Raw genomic sequence first — 18,557 nt, 5'->3', positions numbered from 1 at the left:
CTCGCCGGCCCCTTCAGTCGAGCGCACTCATCACGTGCTTGATGCGCGTGTAGTCGTCGAAGCCGTACTGCGAGAGGTCCTTGCCGTAGCCGGAGTGCTTGAATCCGCCGTGGGGCATGTCCGACACGAACGGGATGTGCGTGTTGATCCATACGCACCCGAAGTCGAGGTCGCGCGAGAAGCGCATCGCTCGAGCATGATCGGTGGTCCACACCGAGGCGGCGAGCGCATAGGGCACGTCGTTGGCCATCCCCAGGGCCTCGGCGTCCTCGGTGAACGACTGCACCGTGAGAACGGGTCCGAAGATCTCACCCTGCACGACCTCGTCGTCCTGATGCACACCGGAGATGATGGTGGGCTCCCAGAAGTAGCCGCGATCTCCCCGGCGGCGTCCACCGGTCTCGATCGTCGCGTGCGCGGGGAGGCGGTCGATGAAGCCCTGCACCTGTGCGAGCTGGGCCGCACTGCTCAGCGGCCCGTAGAGCACACCCTCCTCGCGCGGCCCCCCGGTGCGGGCGTGCGTCTGCGCCCTCGCGACCAGCGCGGCGACCAGTTCATCGTGGAGTGAGGCGTGCACCAGCACCCTGGTGGCGGCGGTGCAGTCCTGTCCGCCGTTGAAGAAGGCGCCGGTGGTGATGCCCTCGACGGCCTTCTCGATCGAGGCGTCGGCGAACACGATCGCCGGAGCCTTGCCACCGAGTTCGAGATGCACCCGCTTGACGTCGTTCGCCGCCGAGCGTGCGACAGCCATGCCCGCCCGCACCGAACCCGTGATCGCGACCATCTGCGGCGTGGGGTGCTCCACCAGGGCGACACCGGTGTCGCGGTCGCCGAGCACCACGTTGAGGGTGCCCACCGGCGTGTGCAGCGCGACGATCTCGGCGAGAAGCAGCGTCGTGAGCGGTGTCGACTCGGCGGGCTTCAGCACGACCGTGTTGCCGGCGGCGAGCGCGGGCGCGATCTTCCACACCGCCATGTTCAGCGGGTAGTTCCACGGGGTCACCTGGCCGATCACACCGACCGGCTCGCGACGCACGAACGAGGTGTGTCCGGCGAGGTACTCCCCCGCGGCCCTGCCCTCGAGGCTGCGGGCGGCACCCGCGAAGAAGCGCAGCTGGTCGATCGACTGCATGATCTCGTCCGAGACCAGGCTCGCGCGCGGCTTGCCGGTGTCCTGCGACTCGAGGTCGGCGAACTCGTCTGCGCGCGACTCCATCTCGTCGGCGATGCGGAAGAGCGCCAGCTGCCGCTCCCCTGGCGTGGTGTCGCGCCAGATCGGGAAGGCCGCAGCCGCAGCTGCGTAGGCGGCATCGACGTCGGTGACGTCCGACACCGGGAGCTCGCCGTACGCGTCTTCCGTGACAGGATCCAGAAGCGGCATCCGACCGGCGCCGTGTGCGGGCACGTACTGTCCGCCGATGAAGTTCTGCAACGGCGCTGAATCCTTCAGAAGATGAGTCGACATGGGGTCATGGTATCGACTTCCCTGCGGAATCTGAAGATACCTCCCGTAGATTCGACTGAATCAGTTGCGGGATCACACATCGACTGACAATATCGACACATGAGCACGAAGCCGTCCCAGCCTGCCCTTGATGACATCTCGAAGCGCATCGTCGAACTTCTGCAGGAGGACGGCCGCCGCCCCTACGCCGAGATCGCGCGGGAGGTCGGGCTGAGCGAAGCCGCCGCTCGTCAGCGCGTGCAGCGGATGACCGAGGCGGGCATCATCCAGATCGTGGCGGTCACCGATCCGATGCAGCTCGGCTTCCACCGCATGTCGATGATCGGCATCCGGGTCTCCGGCAACCCGCGCGAGATCGCGCAGGAGCTCACAACGATCCCTGAGCTGGCCTACGTGGTCGTGACGCTCGGCACCTTCGACATCCTCGTCGAGGCGGTGTGCGAGAACGACGAGCACCTCATCGAACTCATCGCCACCCGCATCCGCACGATCCCCGGCATCACGCACACCGAGAGCCTGCTCTACGCCGGCCTGTACAAGGACCTCTACAACTGGGGCACGCGCTGACGCGAGCCTCCGAGGAACGGAGAGAACGATGGGCACCACCGTCTTCGAACGCCAACGACCTTCAGCGAGCGTCATCGACGCCTCGCTCCGGGACACCGCCCTGCGGGTGTTCTGGCTCGACGACGTCGAGCGGCCGACGCACCCGCCGTTGAACGGCACTGTCCGCGCCGACCTCGCCATCGTCGGCGGAGGGTACGCCGGACTGTGGACCGCGGTGCGCGCCAAGGAACGCGACCCCGAACGTCGTGTCGTCCTGCTCGAAGCCTCGCGCATCGCCTGGGCCGCCTCCGGGCGCAACGGCGGATTCTGCGAGTCGAGCCTCACCCACGGCCATGAGAACGGCGTCAACCGATGGCCGGAGGAGATCGATCGGCTCGAGGAGCTGGGCCACGCGAACCTCGATGGGATCGGTGAGACGGTCGAGCGGTACGGCATGGATGCGGAGTTCGAGCGCACGGGTCAGCTGGCGGTCGCCGTCGAGCCGCACCAGGTGGACTGGTATCGCGAAGAGCCCGGCTTCCTCGACCGCGAAGCCGTGCAGGCCGAGGTGCACTCGGAGACCTTCCTCGCCGGAGACTGGGATCGCGACGGCTGCGCCATGGTGCACCCCGCCAAGCTCGGCGTCGAGCTGGCACGTGTGGCCGCCGACCTCGGCGTCGAGATCCACGAGCACAGCATCGTCCGCGCGATCGAGGGCGACGGGTCCGGTCCGATCACCCTGGTCACTCCGGACGGCCGTGTGGTCGCGGACGCCGTCGCCCTCGGCACCAACGTCTTCCCCTCGCTCCTCAAGCGCAACCGGCTGATGACCGTTCCGGTGTACGACTACGTGCTGATGACCGAGCCGCTCTCGACCGCGCAGCTGGCATCCATCGGATGGTCGAATCGTCAGGGTCTGGCCGACAGCGCCAACCAGTTCCACTACTACCGGCTCACCGGGGACAACCGCATCCTGTTCGGCGGCTACGACGCCATCTACCACTTCGGCGGCAAGGTGCGTGCGGAGTACGAGGACCGCATCGAGAGCCACCGCAAGCTCGCCTCCCACTTCTTCACGACCTTCCCGCAGTTGGAGGGTCTCCGATTCACGCACCGCTGGGCGGGAGCCATCGACTCGTCGAGCCGCTTCTGCGCGTTCTTCGGCACTGCCCGCAAGGGACGCGTGGCGTACGCGACCGGCTTCACGGGCCTGGGGGTCGGCGCGGCGCGTTTCGCCGCCGACGTCATGCTCGACAAGCTGTCCGGGGAGCAGACGGAGCGCACGGAGCTTCGGATGGTACGTGAGAAGCCCATCCCGTTCCCGCCGGAGCCCGCGGCGTCGATCGGCGTCAATCTCGTGCGCGCCGCCATGAACCAGGCCGACCACAACCAGGGCAGGCGCAACCTGTTCCTCAAGGCGCTCGACGCCGTCGGCATGGGCTTCGACTCGTGAACGGTCTCGCCGCGGGGAGTGCGGTGGATGTCGGGGCCCTGCCCCTCGCGCATGAGCCGCTGCCCTCCGACGACGTGCTCTCCGGCACGCCGACGACCGCGATCCGCGAGCTGGCGACTCTGGGCGGCATCGAGATCGGCGTCTGGGAGATGACCCCTGGCACCGCGACCGACACCGAGGCCGATGAGGTGTTCGTGGTGCTGTCCGGTCACGCCACGATCGCGTTCGCCTCGTCCGGGCTGCCCGATCTGGAGGTCGGACCCGGCTCCGTCGTGCGGCTCGCCGAGGGAATGCGCACGACCTGGACCGTCACCGAGACCCTCCGCAAGATCTACGTCGCCTGAGTCCGCACCGCGGGCGCTCTCGAATCAGGTCGCGCGCAGCAGCGGACGCACGGACGCGTAGGCATCGGCGACGTCGCGCGTCGGCACGTCGTAGACCCGGGCGATGCCCGCGGCACCCCGATGGCGCGGCCACCCGGGGTCACCTCCGGCGATGAACGCGACGGCCGCTCCGTGCACCTCGTCGGCCAGCTCCTGTGGAGGGTTCGGTCCGGCGAGTGGCTCCATGGCGGGGCCGTCGAGGCAGTCGAAGAAGAACGGCACGTCGAGGCAGTGCTCGGCGAAGCCGAAGTGCCCTGACGGCCAGGAGAACCGGTACAGCCAGGTGGGTGCCGAGCCGCGGTCGGCGAGCACGTTCAGCAGCGCCGTCCGGAACATCCGGTCGGTCAGCAGACGCCCGCCCAGGCGCGCTTTGCCGAGGCCGGCGATGTCGGCGTTCGCGGCGAGGTATTCCCTCCGTACGGCTTTCGGCAGTCCCAGCTTGTTCAGCAGGAGCGACCTCGGCACCCAGCGCAGCTTCTTCTCGGCCCCGGAGAGGACCATCGTGAACTCGTCGTCCGTCGCCCCGAGGACGAGCGGCTTGTCTGCGCCGACGCCGGCCCGCAGAGCCTCGCGCGTGGAGCGCGGCAGCAGATCACCGTCGACCGTCGGCCCGAGTGGGAGCCCCTCGTCGATCACGCTGCCCAGGGACGAGGGACCGAGCTCCGTGGCCTTCTTCTGCAGTTCGAGGATGCGTTCTTCGCGCAGCGACGAGAACCCAGCCACGGTCGGCTCGACCCCCGCCGCCGCGGCGAGCGCACGCCCGAAGGCCTCCGACCGGGTGGCACTCACATCGGCGAGCGCGCCCGAGATCGCGTAGACGCCGTGGAACAGGTGTTGCGCCTGCTCCATGCCGAGCAGGGTGAGCACCGCACCGCCGCCCGCGGACTGTCCGGCGATCGTGACGCGTGACGGATCCCCGCCGAACTCCGCGATGTTCTGCTGCACCCATTCGAGGGCGAGCAGCCAGTCGCGCACACCACGGTTCGAGGGCGCATCCTCGATCCAGCCGAAGCCGTCGAAGCCCAGCCGGTAGGAGAGCGAGACCGTGACGACACCGTCGCGGTTGAAGTTGCGGCCGTCGTACCAGGGGCTGGCAGGCGAGCCCGCGAAGTAGCCGCCGCCGTGGATCCACACGAGTACCGGGAGCCCGTCCCCCTGCCCCGCGCGGCTCGGGTTCGGGGTGAACACGTTCACGTTGAGCGTGGCGTCACCCTCGATGCTCGGCTCGGGGATGAGCGTGACGCCGGGGTCTCCGCGCTGCGCGGTCGCCGCGAACTCGAGCGCATCGCGCACGCCCTCCCACGGCGCCTTCGGCACGGGCGCCTGGAAGCGCAGCGCTCCGATCGGTGCTTCGGCGAACGGGATGCCGAGGAAAGCCGCCGATCGGGGATTGCCCCGCCCTCCCGTGGTCGGACGCCAGCGGCCACGCACTCGTCCCGCGGCCGTGGCCACCTCGACGAAGTCGGCGGTCGTCTCGGAATCGGTATCGGTCATGACAGTATTCTCCCGGTCGTTCCCGGTCATCAGCGCACTCCCTTGATCGGCGCGGTCGCCACGGCGGCGAGGATCACGAACACGATCGCGAAGACGAACAGCATCGCGTAGCCTCCGAGCGCCGTGATGATGACACCGCCGATCGCGGGGCTCAGGGCCTGCGGCACGTTGGTCGCCACGTTCAGGATGCCGAGGTCCTTCCCCGCGGAGACGCCCTCGTTCGGCAGCACCTCGGTCATGAGCGCGGCGTCCACCGACATGTACAACCCGAACCCGACGCCGTTGATGATGCTCATCAGGATCATGCCGGTCATGTTCGGCTGCAGGAGCGGCATCGCCAGCCCTGCCACCATCACGACGGATGCAGCGTAGATGAAGACCTTGCGGCGACCGACCCTGTCGCTCCACCACCCGGAGAGCCCGATGGCGACCAGGGTCGGGATGAAGGCCACGAGGGTGAGCGTGACGACGGCGCCCTGGGCCTCCGCCAGGGGCAGCCCGATGTAGTCGGTGAGCATGTAGAGCTGGTACGAGCTGACGACGAAGTAGCCGAGGATCAGCAGGAACCGCGCCCCGAACGCCCAGGCGAAGTCGGGGTGGCGGCGCGGGTCGATCCAGAAGCCCCGGAAGAAGGCGCCCCATCGGAACGGGGCCACCGCGGCGTGCTTCGACGACCAGTCGCGGTTCACCACGGCGAACAGCAGCGCCGCCACGATCACGGCACCGCCGAACGCCGCGTAGCCGATGCCGATCTGCGCGGCGAACGCCCCGGCGAGCATGATGCCCACCGTCATGCCGACCTGCGTGCCGATACCGATCATCGCGCTCGCGCCGCCGCGCTTAGACCGCGGGAACCTGTCGGCGGTGATGGCCGTCAGCGGAGCCTGGAAGAAGTTCAGCGCCACCTGGATGATGACCCAGAACACCGTGATCCAGAGGATGTCGGTCAACGAGCCCATGCCGAACAGGAAGATGCCGCCGATGATCGCGCCGAGCACCATCCACGGCACCCGGCGTCCGAACCGCGAGCGCGTGCGATCGCTCAACGCCCCGACGATCGGCTGCGCGAACAGCGTGAAGACGAAGGAGATCGTGGTCACGACGGCGAGGTTGCCGACCTTGTTCGCCTCGTCGATCATCAGCACCTGGCTGGGCAGCAGGATCGCGATGAGTCCGCCGTAGGTGGCGAACAGGGTCAGCGAGGCGATCAGCAGGCTGGGCAGCAGCCGCCGATTCGCGGGCGGACTCGCCGCCGGTTCCCCCGCGGCGGGCGGAACGGCGCGGATGGTGCCGGTCGGGGCGATTTCAGCGGCGGGGTCGAGCGGGGACACGGACATGTCGGCTCCTCGTTGAGCGTGATCGGGTCGGTGAGCGTGATCAGGTCAATACCAAACGGTGTTTGGTATTCGTCGGACATGCTGACAGATCGTCGACTGTCCGCGCAAGCGTTTCACGAACGTTGTTTGGTTTTTGTGATCCGAGCGTGACGGTTACCCTGGAGCGATGGCTACACGGGGGGCATACGCGAAGGGCGTCGCCAAGCGCGAGGAGATCCTCGAGGCCGCACTCGCCGTCGTGGCCGAGCACGGCTACCGCAAGGCGTCGGTCCGGGAGATCGCGGACGCCGCCGGACTCAGCGCGGCGGGCCTGCTGCACTACTTCGGCAGCAAGGAGGAGCTGTTCGTCGCGATCCTCCGCGCCAGAGACGACCGCGACGAGCAGCAGTACGCCGGCGAAGACGCCTCGGCCGCGTTCCTCGCGGTCATCCGTCACAACGCATCCGTCCCCGGTCTCGTGCAGCTCTACGCGCAGTTGGCCGCCGAAGCCGGGGATCCTGCCCACCCCGCCCACGCCTACTTCCGCGAGCGCACCGAGCGCATCGAGACCTTCACCCGCGCTCAGCTCATCATCGACCAGGAACAGGGGCGGATCCGCGCCGACCTCGACCCGGCATGGGTCGTCCGCACCCTGCATGCCTTGGCCGATGGGCTGCAGGCTGCGTGGATGCTCGATCCCTCGCTCGACATGGCGACAGAGATCGAGCGGTTCCTCGTGCTGCTCCGCCCCTCCTGACGGAACGGCCGCGGCTACTCCGGCCGAGTGTGGTTCAACGAAGCGACGTCACCTCGGCGTGCGGCATCCGCGCCTTCATGATCCTGACGGCCTCGGGGTTGTCGTCGACCAGCACGGCGTCGCGTCCGAGGGCCGAGGCCACCGCTCCCGTCGTCCCACTGCCCGCGAAGAGGTCGAGCACACGGTCGCCAGGACGACTCGACGCCGTGACGATGCGCCGCAGGATCCCCTCGGGCTTCTGCGTGGGATAGCCGGTCTTCTCCCGACCGGTGGTGGGCACGATCGTGTGCCACCACACGTCGGTCGGCAGTTTGCCGCGCGCCGCCTTCTCGGCGGTGACGAGCCCAGGCGCCATGTACGGCTCGCGGTCGACCTCGTCGGAGTTGAACACGTACCCTCGAGGGTTCTTCACGTACACCAGGATCGTGTCGTGCTTGGTGGGCCAGCGGCTGCGCGACTTGGCGCCGTAGTCATACGCCCAGATCAGCTCGTTGAGGAAGCAGTCCCGCCCGAACACCGCGTCGAGCATGACCTTCGCGTAGTGCGCCTCCCTGTAGTCGAGGTGCAGGTACAGCGTGCCGTCGTCGGCGAGCAACCGCCAGGCCTCTTCGAGCCGTGGCATCAGGAACGAGCCGTAGTCGTCGAAGCGGTCGTCATAGGCGCGCAGCATCCCGCGCACCCGCTCGTAGGCGTGGCCGTGGAAGCCGTGCCGCACCTCGGTGTCAGCGGCCGGCGCGGTCTCTCCCGGCTCCGGTGAAGAACTCCGCAGATCCGTGCCGGTCACTCCCCCGAGGTCGTGGATCCCCGGGACCGGTTCCGTGGCCGGCACCGATTCTTGAGGAGTTGCCAACGTCCGCCGTGCGGTCACCACCTGACGCTCCTGCGTGCGGCCGGTGTTGAACGGCGGGTCCAGGTACACGAGCGTGAACGAACCGGAAGGCAGGGTCGCGGCGACGGCGAGGTTGTCGCCCTCGACGATCGTCACCGCACCCGGTACGAGCGGCTGCGGCACGACCGGCTCCGGCACGACCGGGTGGGGCACGACCGGCTGCGGCACGGACACGGTGTCTGACACGACGTCAGGGGTGTCCGCCGCAGGGGGGAGGTGAGTGTCCGGCGCCGTCACGGCACCCGATGCAGCCAGGCCTCGGTGGCGAACTTCGATTCTACGAGCGCCTCGGCGGCGGCGTACTCGTCGGCCGAGATCGACCCGGTCTCGGCGTCGGTCAGCGAGCGGAAGGTGTCCTTGAACCGTTCGATGATCTCCGCTCGCTCGAGGCCGGTCTGGCTGCGCAGCGGGTCGACGCGCTTGGCGGCAGAGGCGGTTCCCTTGTCGCTGAGCTTCTCGCGTCCGATGCGCAGCACCTCGGTCATCACCTGACCGTCGATGTCGTACGACAGGGTCGCATGGTGGAGCACTCCGCCGTTCGCCAACCGCTTCTGGGCGGCGCCGCCGATCTTGCCGGTCGGGCTCGCGATGTCGTTGAGCGGCTGGTAGACGGCATCGATGCCGAGCGAACGCAGCGCCTGCAGCACCCAGTCGTCGAGGAAGGCGTAGGAGTCGGCGAAGGTCATCCCCGCCACGAGTGAAGCCGGCACATACAGCGAGTAGGTGATGATCTGCCCCGCGGCCATGAGCATCGCCCCACCGCCCGAGATACGACGGACGACGTCGAATCCGTGCTTCGCAGCTCCCTCGGGGTCGACCTCGTTGCGGTACGACTGGAACGATCCGATCACCACGGCCGACTGGTCCCACTCCCAGATGCGCAGGGTGGGACGGCGACGCCCCTCGCCGACGCGGGAGGTGAGCACCTCGTCGAGCGCGAGGTTCATGCGTGGCGACGCAGCCTTCTCGTGCACGATCTCCCAGTCGAAGTCGCGCCACCCAGGGGCGGTCACGAGTGCGCGACGCACCGCGGTTCCGACGGCCTCCGGTGTGAACCCGAGCAGCTGGGCCCCGTCGGGCAGCGCGGCGCGGACGGCTGCGGCGATCGCCGTCGCGTCCGATTCCACGGGCAGTCCGTCGACGGCGGCGTTGATGTCGTCCAGCGCCGAGTCGGGCTCGAGGAAGAAGTCGCCGGCGAGCCGGAAGCGGGAGATCCGGTCGTCCTCGATCTCGAGGTCGACGACGACGAGCTTTCCACCTGGGACCTTGTATTCACCGTGCACGGTTCCAGCTTAAGGCGCGCGGCCCCTGTTACGGCGGGTCAGCCTCCGAGCACGACGACGCGCTCACCCGCGCGGATCGGGGTCGAGTATCGATTCCCGGCGGGCGGCAGCGGGCACACGAACTGGTCGGAGAATGCGCACGGCGGCAGATAGGCGCGGTTGAAGTCGATCACGGCAGTGCCGTCCACGGCCGGTTCGTCGACCGGAAGGAACCGGAAGCGGTAGGTCTCGAGGCCGTTCGTCCCGTCTGCGAACACCGCGCTCAGCCCGCCCTGAGCACCTCGGGTCACGGTGAGCGTCTGCGGCGCGCCCGCCAGCTCGAAGCGCAGCCGACCGGCGACGGGCGTCTCCCGCGCATCGCCGTCGACCGACGTGATCACGATCTGCTCGTCGGGTGTCTCCTCGAAGACAGCCGGCAGACGCCAGCGCTCGTCGGGGGCATAGGCATCGATCGCAGTGAACCACTCGCGCTGCGGACGAGCCGGATTCAGCACACGCAGCGCTATCGTGCCGTGGCGCTCGAACACGCGCAGCTCGCGGCGCCCGAGCCGGATGCTCTGCGTGCCCCGCAGCGTGACGGTGGATCCCGCCTGGCCCAGCTCGCTGCCGCGGATGCCGCCGTCGCCGGTGAGCGCCCAGAGCCCGGGGATGCCGTCCACGGCCGCGGCCTCCGTGATGAGCCAGTTCGTCGACTCGAGTGCCGACGGGCCGTACTCCGATCCCGCGTACCGCTCCCTGGACGCGTGCCAGTCCTGCCAGTCCTTCACGAAGCTCATCGGAGCGCTCCCTCCCGTGCGGGGTGCCGCCGAGCGGGCACTCCTCGCTCATGCGCGGAATATTGCCCCGAATCTACGGTGACCCCGCGGCGCGCGAGACGCCCGTGTCACACGCCTTCACCGCGCGTAACGTCGCGTTACATCCGCACCACGCGGGAACATCTCGCCCCAGACCCACGCTCCCCGCCGAGACCCACCACGGCGAGCGGTCGCCACAGTGGGTGTGGACGAGGAGCATGGGTCTCGGCGGTGGAGCCGGGAGCTCAGCGTGCGGGGATGTGCGTGTCGAGCCAGGCGAGCACGTCGGCGCGCACCTCGTCCTGCTGCAGCTCCGCGAAGATCTCGTGGCGCGCGTCGGGGTAGACGAGCGTGGTGACGTCGGTGAGACCTGAACGGTTGCGGTACTCGTCGGCGAGCTTGTGCACGCTGCGCGGTCCGCCCACCGGGTCGTCCCGCCCGACCAGCAGGAGCATCGGGATGTCGTGCCCCAGGTCCTTGGCAGGGCGGCCGTACAGCTTCGCCGCCTCGATCGGGCCGAACAGCTTGAGCAGCGGCACATCGGTGGTCAGCGGATCCTCGTCGAACGCGGTCCACACGGCGGGGTCTCGGCTGAGCCACTCCAGCCCGGTCGCGCCCTCACCTGCCCAGCGCGCATTCAGCGGAGCGGCGTTCAGTGAGCCCGGCATGCGCAGGGCAGAGCCGGACAGGATCACGGCGTCCCACGCGTCCGGGTGCTCGTTGACGAGCATCTGTGCGAGGAATGATCCCCACGAGTGCCCGAGCAGCACGAGCGGCAGATCGGGATTCTCCTCGCGGATGATGCCCGTCAGCTGCCAGACGGCTTCCACGGCCGCACGCAGCCCGCCCTTGCCCAGACGGCCGAGCTTCTCCGGGCCGCCGTGCTGGCGGATGCCGGTGCGGCCATGACCGCGGTGGTCGTCGGCGTAGACGTGGAATCCGGCAGCCGTGAGCGCGGTGATCAGCGCACCATACCGCCCTGCATGCTCTCCGACGCCGTGCAGCAGCTGCACCACGCCGCGCGGGGTCCCCTCGGCGGGATGGACGTCGTAGACGATGTCGACACCATAGGCATCGGTGAACTCGCGGGTATCCATCACGCTGCGAGCCTACCCATCACCGGAAGAGGCGGCTACCGTGCAAGGGCGTCGCGGATCGCGAAGGCGGTGTCGCGATCGGTCACCTCGTAGCCGCCGACCCCGTCGGAGGCCGACCCCATCCGCACCCCGCCGTCTTCGTTCACGGCACGCTTCGCGGAGAAATGGATCGCGTCCACGCCCGCGGCTGCGAGCAGCGGAGCGCTCGCCACATCGACGCCGCTGCCCGCCATGATCTCGATCTCGCCCTCTGCGGCCGCGACGAGCGCACGCAACGTGTCGATGCCGTCGATCGCGGCCGACGCTCCCCCCGAGGTGAGCACCCGACGCAGGCCCAGCTCGCGGGCGCTTCGCAGCGTCGCGACCGGATCGGCCGTCACGTCGATCGCGCGGTGCAGCGTCGCGGGTGCGCCGGCTGCGGCATCTCGGAGGCGCGCCATGGCGAACAGGTCGAGTCGCCCCTCGGCGTCGAGGGCGCCGATGACCACGCCCGCAGCACCGGCGGCGATCGCGCGGCGCACATCGAGCTCGGCCACGGCGAGTTCGTCGTCGTCGTAGTGGAAGCCGCCCGCGCGCGGGCGGATCAGCACGTGCACCTCGGGGCCATCGACCCCTGCCGTCTCGACGGCGAGCTCGATCGTCGCGGGCGACGGGGTGAGTCCACCGAGGGCGAGAGCCGTCGCGAGCTCGACGCGTGCCGCGCCGACCTCCTTGGCGATGCGCACTCCGGCGGGGTCCTGCACGGCGATTTCCAAGGCGAGCGTTCGGGTCACCCCTCCATTGTGCCCGCTGCCGCGACGGCATCCGGAAAATTAGATAGGCTATCTAAGTAATGTCTGCGTCTGATGAATCCCTCCGCCTCACCGCCACAGACCTTCGCATGGCCACGTTCCGGCTGGCCCGCCGCCTCCGCTGCGCCCGCGCCGCCGACTCGATGAGCGACGCGCAGCTGGCGGTGCTCGCCGACCTGCGCATGAACGGCCGACGCACGGTCTCGACCCTCGCCGAACGCGAACGCGTGACCGCGCCGTCGATGACGAGCACGATCAACGGCCTCGAGGAGCAGGGCTTCGTCGTGCGCACCCCCGACGAGGACGACCGGCGACGCGTGCAGGTCGACATCACCCCGGCCGGTGCCGAGATCGTGGTCGAGACCATCCGCCGGCGCGACGAGCTGCTGGCCGACATGCTGCGCGAGGTCGACTACACCGAGGCCGAGCTGACCACACTGCGCGAAGCGAGCGCCCTGATGCGGCGGGTGGTGGAGAGATGAGCGCCATGTTCCGCTCGTTCGCGAACATCAACTACCGGATCTGGTTCGCGGGCGCCCTGATCTCCAACGTCGGCGGATGGATGCAGGCCACCGCGCAGGACTGGGTGGTGCTCACCGAGCTCACCGACAACGACGCCACGGCGATGGGCGTCACCATGGCCCTGCAGTTCGGGCCTCCCCTCGTGCTCGTGAGCATGACGGGGTGGGTGGCCGACCGCTTCGACCGCCGGCACATCCTCTTCGCGACACAGTCGGCATTGCTGGCCCTGGCCATCGCGGTCGGTGTGCTGCTGCTCAACGACCTCATGACGCTGCCGATGATGTTCGGGTTCGCCCTCGGATTCGGCATCGTGAACGCCTTCGACGCCCCGGCCAGGCAGGCGTTCGTCTCGGACATGGTCTCCACCGGCGACACCTCGAACGCGGTGGCCCTCAACTCGGCGTCGTTCAACCTCGCCCGCATGGTGGGGCCGGCCGTCGGAGGCCTGCTGATCGTGGCGATCGGCTCGGGCTGGGTGTTCATCGTGAACGCCGCGACCTTCCTGGCGATGCTCCTCGCGCTCCTGTTGATGCGGCGCAGCCTGCTCGCCCCTCGGCTGAAGAACCGCAGCCGCGGTGGCCTGGCAGCCGGCTTCCGGTACGTATGGGGACGCAGCGACCTGAAGGTCGTCTTCGTCACGGTCTTCCTGATCGGCGCCTTCGGCATGAACTTCCCGATCTTCGCCTCGACCATGGCACTCGAGTTCGGTGCGGGAGCCGACGGATACGGTGTGCTCAGCTCGGTGCTGGCCATCGGGTCGCTGATCGGCGCCCTGCTGGCCGCACGTCGCGACCGGGCCCGGGTACGGGTGGTGATCCTGGCTGCCGGCGGGTTCGGGATCGCCGCCTTCGTGTCGTCCGTGATGCCCAGCTACGCGTCGTACGCCGTGACCCTGACGTTCACCGGCTTCATGATCGTGACGCTGCTCACCACCGCCAACGGCTACGTGCAGATCACCACCGATCCCGCCCTGCGCGGCCGTGTGCTCGCGCTCTACATGGCGGTGATCATGGGCTCGACCCCGGTGGGCGCTCCGATCGCGGGGTGGGTCGCCGACACGTTCGGGCCGCGCGCTGCGATCATGCTCGGCGGCACGGCCGGATTCGTCGCCTGTGCGATCGGCGTGATCTGGGTGGCGACGTCCGGGCGCCTGCGACGCGACGAGAACCGCCGCTTCCTGCTCACACTCGACGAGACCCGCCCGCTCAGCGTGATCGAGGTCGACCCGATCGAGTTCAGCGACGAGGCCGCCGTGACCACGCCGATCCGCACCGCCAAGCGGCGCGACCCCGACGACTGAGCATCCTCGGCCTGTTTGTCAATGCCCTCTGCGGAGGGCCGCACCCGACGTAGCGTCGTCGCATGGACGAGAACACGGAACGCACCCCCCACCCGCAGGACCCGGCAGAGGGCGCACCCGGAGTCGGAGCACCGGACGAGGACTCCGGCCAGGGCGACGGCACCGGCGGAGCCATCCAGGGTGATGCCTCGCGCGGCGAGTCCACCGGAGGAGCCATCCAGGGCGACGCCGGCCAGGGCCATCGTGCGGCCCTCGGCGGCGACGAGAACACCGAGGACCAGCTCGACGCCGACAACGCCGCCGAAGAGGACACCCTCAAGACGCTCGACCCGGATTCCCCACCGGCCTGAGCGGCACGAGGACAGCGCCACCGCCAGCCGTCTCATCCCCAGTCGACGGCCGTGACAGCGGTGGCGCTGTCCGTGTCGGCGGGTCGGTCAGGCGCCCAGCACGAGCTTGAGCTGCTCCACCGCCCAGTCGAGCTCGGTCGCACGGATCACCAGCGGCGGCGCGATGCGCACCGTCTGTCCATGCGTGTCCTTCACGAGCACGCCGCGTTCGAGCAGCTTCTCGGCGATCTCCCGCCCTGTGCCGTTCGCGGGGTCGATGTCGACCCCGGCCCAGAGTCCCGCGATGCGCACGGCCGTGACGCCGTGGCCGATCAGCGGCTGCAGCGCCTGCTCCAGATGGGCTCCCAGCGCACGGGCGCGCTCCTGGAACTCCCCCGTCTGCAACATCTCGACGACGCGCAGGCCCACGGCTGCGGCGAGCGGGTTGCCGCCGAACGTCGAGCCGTGCTCGCCGGGACGGATCACACCGAGCACATCGGAGTCGCCGACCACGGCCGAGACCGGGAGGATGCCGCCGCCCAAAGCCTTACCGAGCAGGTACAGGTCGGGCACGACGCCCTCGCGGTCACATGCGAAAGTCTCCCCCACGCGACCGAGACCGGCCTGGATCTCGTCGGCGATGAACAGCACGTTCTTCTCATCGCAGATCTCGCGGATGCGGCGCAGGTATCCCTCCGGCGGGATCACGACCCCTGCCTCGCCCTGGATCGGCTCCACGAGCACGGCGGCAGTGTCGTCGGTGATGGCTGCGGCGATGGCGTCCGCGTCGCCGTACGGCACGACGTCGAAGCCGGGCGTGTAGGGCCCGAAGTCGTCGCGCGCCTGCTCGTCGTCGCTGAAGCTGACGATCGTGGTCGTGCGTCCGTGGAAGTTCCCGGCCGCGACGATGATGCGTGCCCTGCCCTCGGCGATGCCCTTGACGCGGTAGCCCCACGCGCGGGCGACCTTGATGCCGGTCTCGACGGCTTCGGCACCGGTGTTCATCGGCAGCACGAGGTCTTTGCCGGCGAGCTCCGCCAGCGCCGCGGCGAACGGTTCGAGGCGGTCGCTCTGGAACGCACGGCTGACGAGCGTGACCCGCCCGAGCTGCTCGGTGAGCGCGGCGACGAGTGCCGGGTGCCGGTGTCCGAAGTTCACGGCGGAATACGCGGCGAGCAGATCGAGGTAGCGCTTGCCCTCGACATCCGTCACCCACGCGCCCTCTGCGCGGGCGATGTTCACTGGCAGCGGGTGGTAGTTGTGTGCGACGTGCGGCTCGGTGTTCACATCGGCTCCTGCCTCCAGCGCGGTCACTTCGCGCCCCGAAGCTCGAGCGTGCAGCACTTGATGCCGCCGCCGCCGAGCAGCAGCTCGGAAAGGTCGATCATGATCGGGTTGTAACCGCGCTCGCGCAGCTGCTTCTCGAAGCCCTTCGCGCGCGGGGAGATGATCACGTTGTAGCCGTCGCTCGCCGAGTTCAGACCGAACACCGAGCCGTCCTCGTCCGACACCAGGATCGCGTCGGGGAAGCGCTTCTCGAGCTCGGCGCGGCTCGCGTCGTCGAAGGCACCGGGGAGGTACGCGATGTTCGCGTGCTCCGGGCCGCCGTTCTCGAGACCCTGCACCGGATCGAGCACGGCGATCGCGGTGTCGAGGTGGTAGAAGCGCGGGTCGACCAGGTTGAGCGACACGACCTCGCGGCCGAAGACCTCGCCGACCTCGCGGTGACTGTCGCCGGTCGAGCGGAAGCCGGTGCCGGCGAGGATCACGTCACCGACGAGCAGGAAGTCGCCCTCGCCCTCGTTGACCTCCTTCGGCATCACGGTGTCGTAGCCCGCGCCGCGGAACCAGTCGGCGAAGGCGGGAGCCTCGCCCTGGCGCTCGACGAAGCGGAACTCGGGCACATAGGCGCGGCCGTCGATGAGGAACCCGCCGTTGGCCGTGTAGACCATGTCGGGGTATCCGGCGAGCGGCTCGATGAGCTCGACGTCGTGGCCCAGCTCGACGTACAGGTCGTGGAGCTTCTGCCACTGCGCGACCGCCTTCGCGGTGTCGGTGGGCTTCGACGGCTCCATCCACGGATTGATGGAGTAGTTGACGGTGAAGTGCTCCGGCTTGCACATCAGGTAGTGGCGGTGGTGCGCGGTGCGGGCGGGGGCGGTGGAGACGGCGGCTTCAGGCGTCGACATGGGAGCTCTCCTCGGAGGACGGGCGCGGCGGACGCTGTCCAGGGGCCCGGCGGTCCTTCGACCCTTCGCTCGATCGAGCGGGCGTCGGGGAAGATGCGACTCGGGCACGCCGGGGTCCATTCTGTCACCCGCCCCCTGTGCACCGCCAGAGCGCGGTGGGGGGGTGCTCCGCCACACCGCTGTCGGTGCGGCACCAGAACACCGCCGATGAGCGCTCAGACCGCGGTGCCGGCGACCACGAGCTTGCCCACCGTGTGGCCGGCTTCCAGTCGGGAGAGAGCCGCCGATGCCTCGGCGAAGGGATACTCGCGCTCGATGACGGGGACGATCCGCCCCTCGGCCACGAGGTCGAGCAGCTTCGCCAGCACCTCGGGGCGTGGCGTCGCGGCGAGCGGTCGGATGCTCCGCGAGCCGATCGACAGGAACACCGCGCGCAGCATCCGTGGGACGGGGCCGAGCACATGGCCGCCGTCGCCGGTGACCAGCACGACTGTGCCGCCGGGAACGACGAGACGCTTCAGCTCGCGCAGCGGCATCCCTCCCGCGATGTCGATGATCGCGTCGAATCGGCCGTCCGCGAGCGTGCTCAACGGCGACTCCCTGTGGTCGAACGTGCGCACCGCGCCGAGCTGCTCGATCAGCGGCGCGTTGCGGTCGCGACAGGTCGCCCATACCTCGGCTCCGCGGAGAGTCGCGAGCTGCACGGCGAACGTGCCGACGCCTCCGGATGCACCGATGATCAGCACGCGCGGCGCCCCACCCGCCGCGTGGCCACCGTCTGCGAGTCCGACCCCGGCGAGGTCGAGGGCCTGCCAGGCGGTACCACCGGCGACCGGCAGGCAGGCAGCGGTGTCTGCCGCGATGTCGGTGGGGATCGGCACCAGCCGAGCGGCGGGAACCCGGACATACTCGCCGAGCCCTCCCCCGCCGACGAGCTCACCGACCACCTCTTCGCCGACCTCAGCACCGACGACATCGGCCCCGAGCGCCACCACGGTGCCAGCGACCTCCATGCCGCGCACCGGGTGCTTCGGACGTGTCAGCCCGAACACCGGCCGCACGAGCAGCGGATCGCCGAGCAGAAGACGCACGTCGCCCGCGTTCAGGGCCGTGGCGCGCACGCGCAGCAGCACCTCGCCGCGTCGAGGAACCGGCATCGAGGTGTGTTCGAGGGCGACGCCGTCGGCGGGCCCGTACGTCTTCCTGGTCCACGCCTTCATCGACCGGCTCATGATGCTGCTCCTGACGTGTCGGGATACTCGAAGATGTCGTCGAGGCCCACGCCGAACGCACGGGCGATCTGGAAGGCGAGTTCGAGCGTCGGCGAGTACCTCTGCTGTTCGATGGCGATGAGCGTCTGGCGCGTCACGCCGACCGTGCGCGCGAGCTCGGCCTGAGTGAGTCCCGCCCTCTCGCGATGAGCGCGGATGGTGTTGGAGACGAGAGTGGGCTTGACCATCAGACGAGGCCTCGCCGGTAGGCGATCACCCTGGCGACACCGCCGACGAGCGCGGCTACCGCGAAGCCCGCGAACATGGTGTTCGCGATCCAGAAGACGTCGGCCCCGACAGCGCACAGCGCGATCACCCCGAGGCCGGCGATCACGATGAAGGCCTGCTCCACCCGCCCACCCATGCGGCTGATGTCGCGGTCGCGGATGTCGGAGCGCCCTACACCGTCGGGGTCGCGCATTCCGGCGATCATGCCCCAGACGACGCTGAGCACGATGGTCGCGACGATGCCCCCGCCGATCACCCACAGCATGAGCGGGAACCAGTCCACATCGGTGAGCGGCCCTCCTCCAGCCTGCTGGAGGACCAGCACGACGTACACGACCATCACGATGGGGCTCACGATGAGTCCCGCCCACGCATTGCGCTCTTCGTAGACCACGACGCCTCCGATGTAAAAGATTCTTGACACGCTCAGCGTACGACCGCTTACCAGGT

General features: G+C 69.2%; 20 protein-coding genes. 7 read left to right on the top strand and 13 right to left on the bottom strand.

Annotated features, from left to right (window positions below; genetic code table 11):
• Nucleotides 1-13: 13 nt before the first annotated feature.
• Complete coding sequence (locus tag ILP86_RS02405; protein ID WP_058632921.1) at nucleotides 14-1,465, bottom strand: gamma-aminobutyraldehyde dehydrogenase; 1,452 nt, start codon at nucleotides 1,463-1,465, stop codon at nucleotides 14-16.
• Nucleotides 1,466-1,564: 99 nt separating this feature from the next.
• Here ILP86_RS02405 and ILP86_RS02400 point away from each other — a divergent pair, with 99 nt between their 5' ends.
• From ILP86_RS02400 to ILP86_RS02390, 3 genes are read left to right on the top strand one after another with little or no spacing between them, the layout of a single operon-like run.
• Nucleotides 1,565-2,032, top strand: coding sequence for an Lrp/AsnC family transcriptional regulator (locus ILP86_RS02400; protein WP_046747577.1), 468 nt, complete (start codon nucleotides 1,565-1,567; stop codon nucleotides 2,030-2,032).
• Nucleotides 2,033-2,060: 28 nt separating this feature from the next.
• Nucleotides 2,061-3,464 carry an FAD-binding oxidoreductase gene (locus ILP86_RS02395; RefSeq protein WP_113681565.1) on the top strand — a complete coding sequence of 468 codons (1,404 nt, stop codon included), beginning with the start codon at nucleotides 2,061-2,063 and terminating at the stop codon, nucleotides 3,462-3,464.
• The gene (locus ILP86_RS02390; RefSeq protein ID WP_058632923.1) at nucleotides 3,461-3,808 is read left to right on the top strand and encodes a cupin domain-containing protein; all 348 of its coding nucleotides are present in this window, start codon (nucleotides 3,461-3,463) and stop codon (nucleotides 3,806-3,808) included. Before ILP86_RS02395 ends, ILP86_RS02390 begins: the two co-directional genes overlap by 4 nt.
• A 24-nt stretch (nucleotides 3,809-3,832) precedes the next feature.
• On the opposite strand, the gene ILP86_RS02385 is transcribed toward ILP86_RS02390, so the two are convergent.
• Both ILP86_RS02385 and ILP86_RS02380 read right to left on the bottom strand, forming a co-directional pair.
• The gene (locus tag ILP86_RS02385; protein ID WP_113681569.1) at nucleotides 3,833-5,341 is read right to left on the bottom strand and encodes a carboxylesterase/lipase family protein; all 1,509 of its coding nucleotides are present in this window, start codon (nucleotides 5,339-5,341) and stop codon (nucleotides 3,833-3,835) included.
• Between the two features lie 29 nt (nucleotides 5,342-5,370).
• Nucleotides 5,371-6,678, bottom strand: coding sequence for an MFS transporter (locus ILP86_RS02380; protein ID WP_193761277.1), 1,308 nt, complete (start codon nucleotides 6,676-6,678; stop codon nucleotides 5,371-5,373).
• 166 nt (nucleotides 6,679-6,844) lie between these two features.
• Between ILP86_RS02380 and ILP86_RS02375 the strand changes: the two genes are divergently transcribed.
• Entirely contained in the window at nucleotides 6,845-7,414 is a 570-nt protein-coding gene (locus tag ILP86_RS02375; protein ID WP_193761276.1) for a TetR/AcrR family transcriptional regulator, read from the top strand.
• Nucleotides 7,415-7,448: 34 nt separating this feature from the next.
• Here ILP86_RS02375 and ILP86_RS02370 read toward each other — a convergent pair whose 3' ends face one another.
• From ILP86_RS02370 to ILP86_RS02350, 5 genes are all read right to left on the bottom strand, one after another.
• The gene (locus tag ILP86_RS02370; protein ID WP_308431922.1) at nucleotides 7,449-8,399 is read right to left on the bottom strand and encodes a site-specific DNA-methyltransferase; all 951 of its coding nucleotides are present in this window, start codon (nucleotides 8,397-8,399) and stop codon (nucleotides 7,449-7,451) included.
• A 137-nt stretch (nucleotides 8,400-8,536) separates the two neighbouring features.
• On the bottom strand, nucleotides 8,537-9,586 hold the full coding sequence (locus ILP86_RS02365) for a biotin/lipoate A/B protein ligase family protein (RefSeq protein ID WP_046747571.1): 1,050 nt from the start codon (nucleotides 9,584-9,586) through the stop codon (nucleotides 8,537-8,539).
• Between the two features lie 38 nt (nucleotides 9,587-9,624).
• Nucleotides 9,625-10,362: a DUF1684 domain-containing protein gene (locus ILP86_RS02360; RefSeq protein WP_046747570.1), complete on the bottom strand. Its 738-nt coding sequence runs from the start codon at nucleotides 10,360-10,362 to the stop codon at nucleotides 9,625-9,627.
• A gap of 263 nt (nucleotides 10,363-10,625) precedes the next feature.
• Complete coding sequence (locus ILP86_RS02355; protein ID WP_046747569.1) at nucleotides 10,626-11,477, bottom strand: alpha/beta fold hydrolase; 852 nt, start codon at nucleotides 11,475-11,477, stop codon at nucleotides 10,626-10,628.
• Nucleotides 11,478-11,512: 35 nt separating this feature from the next.
• Nucleotides 11,513-12,250: a copper homeostasis protein CutC gene (locus ILP86_RS02350; RefSeq protein WP_058632928.1), complete on the bottom strand. Its 738-nt coding sequence runs from the start codon at nucleotides 12,248-12,250 to the stop codon at nucleotides 11,513-11,515.
• Nucleotides 12,251-12,309: 59 nt separating this feature from the next.
• On the opposite strand from ILP86_RS02350, the gene ILP86_RS02345 reads away from it, so the two are divergent.
• The 3 genes from ILP86_RS02345 (at nucleotide 12,310) to ILP86_RS02335 (ending at nucleotide 14,440) form a co-directional block, all read left to right on the top strand.
• On the top strand, nucleotides 12,310-12,750 hold the full coding sequence (locus tag ILP86_RS02345) for a MarR family winged helix-turn-helix transcriptional regulator (protein ID WP_046747567.1): 441 nt from the start codon (nucleotides 12,310-12,312) through the stop codon (nucleotides 12,748-12,750).
• Nucleotides 12,751-12,755: 5 nt separating this feature from the next.
• Nucleotides 12,756-14,090: an MFS transporter gene (locus tag ILP86_RS02340; protein ID WP_082108607.1), complete on the top strand. Its 1,335-nt coding sequence runs from the start codon at nucleotides 12,756-12,758 to the stop codon at nucleotides 14,088-14,090.
• Between the two features lie 62 nt (nucleotides 14,091-14,152).
• Nucleotides 14,153-14,440 carry a hypothetical protein gene (locus ILP86_RS02335; RefSeq protein WP_045264425.1) on the top strand — a complete coding sequence of 96 codons (288 nt, stop codon included), beginning with the start codon at nucleotides 14,153-14,155 and terminating at the stop codon, nucleotides 14,438-14,440.
• A gap of 87 nt (nucleotides 14,441-14,527) precedes the next feature.
• Here ILP86_RS02335 and rocD read toward each other — a convergent pair whose 3' ends face one another.
• The 5 genes from rocD to ILP86_RS02310 all read right to left on the bottom strand — a co-directional run bounded on the left by rocD (nucleotide 14,528) and on the right by ILP86_RS02310 (nucleotide 18,531).
• Entirely contained in the window at nucleotides 14,528-15,706 is a 1,179-nt protein-coding gene (rocD, locus tag ILP86_RS02330; RefSeq protein ID WP_374706389.1) for an ornithine--oxo-acid transaminase, read from the bottom strand.
• A 23-nt stretch (nucleotides 15,707-15,729) separates the two neighbouring features.
• A complete protein-coding gene (ddaH, locus tag ILP86_RS02325; RefSeq protein ID WP_046747564.1) occupies nucleotides 15,730-16,608 on the bottom strand; it encodes a dimethylargininase in 879 nt (292 codons plus the stop codon).
• Between the two features lie 215 nt (nucleotides 16,609-16,823).
• Nucleotides 16,824-17,840, bottom strand: coding sequence for an NAD(P)-dependent alcohol dehydrogenase (locus ILP86_RS02320; RefSeq protein ID WP_061017042.1), 1,017 nt, complete (start codon nucleotides 17,838-17,840; stop codon nucleotides 16,824-16,826).
• Nucleotides 17,837-18,067: a helix-turn-helix transcriptional regulator gene (locus ILP86_RS02315; protein WP_113681843.1), complete on the bottom strand. Its 231-nt coding sequence runs from the start codon at nucleotides 18,065-18,067 to the stop codon at nucleotides 17,837-17,839. Before ILP86_RS02315 ends, ILP86_RS02320 begins: the two co-directional genes overlap by 4 nt.
• On the bottom strand, nucleotides 18,067-18,531 hold the full coding sequence (locus ILP86_RS02310; RefSeq protein WP_258546558.1) for a hypothetical protein: 465 nt from the start codon (nucleotides 18,529-18,531) through the stop codon (nucleotides 18,067-18,069). The genes ILP86_RS02315 and ILP86_RS02310 overlap by 1 nt, the downstream gene beginning before the upstream one ends.
• Between the last annotated feature and the right edge of the window lie 26 nt (nucleotides 18,532-18,557).

Origin of the sequence: Microbacterium sp. R1 (assembly GCF_015159725.1) — a bacterium.
In the GTDB taxonomy this organism is placed as follows: Bacteria; Actinomycetota; Actinomycetes; order Actinomycetales; family Microbacteriaceae; genus Microbacterium; species Microbacterium oxydans.
The sequence above is the reverse complement of the archived record's forward strand: the minus strand, read 5'-3'. Positions and strand labels throughout refer to the sequence as shown.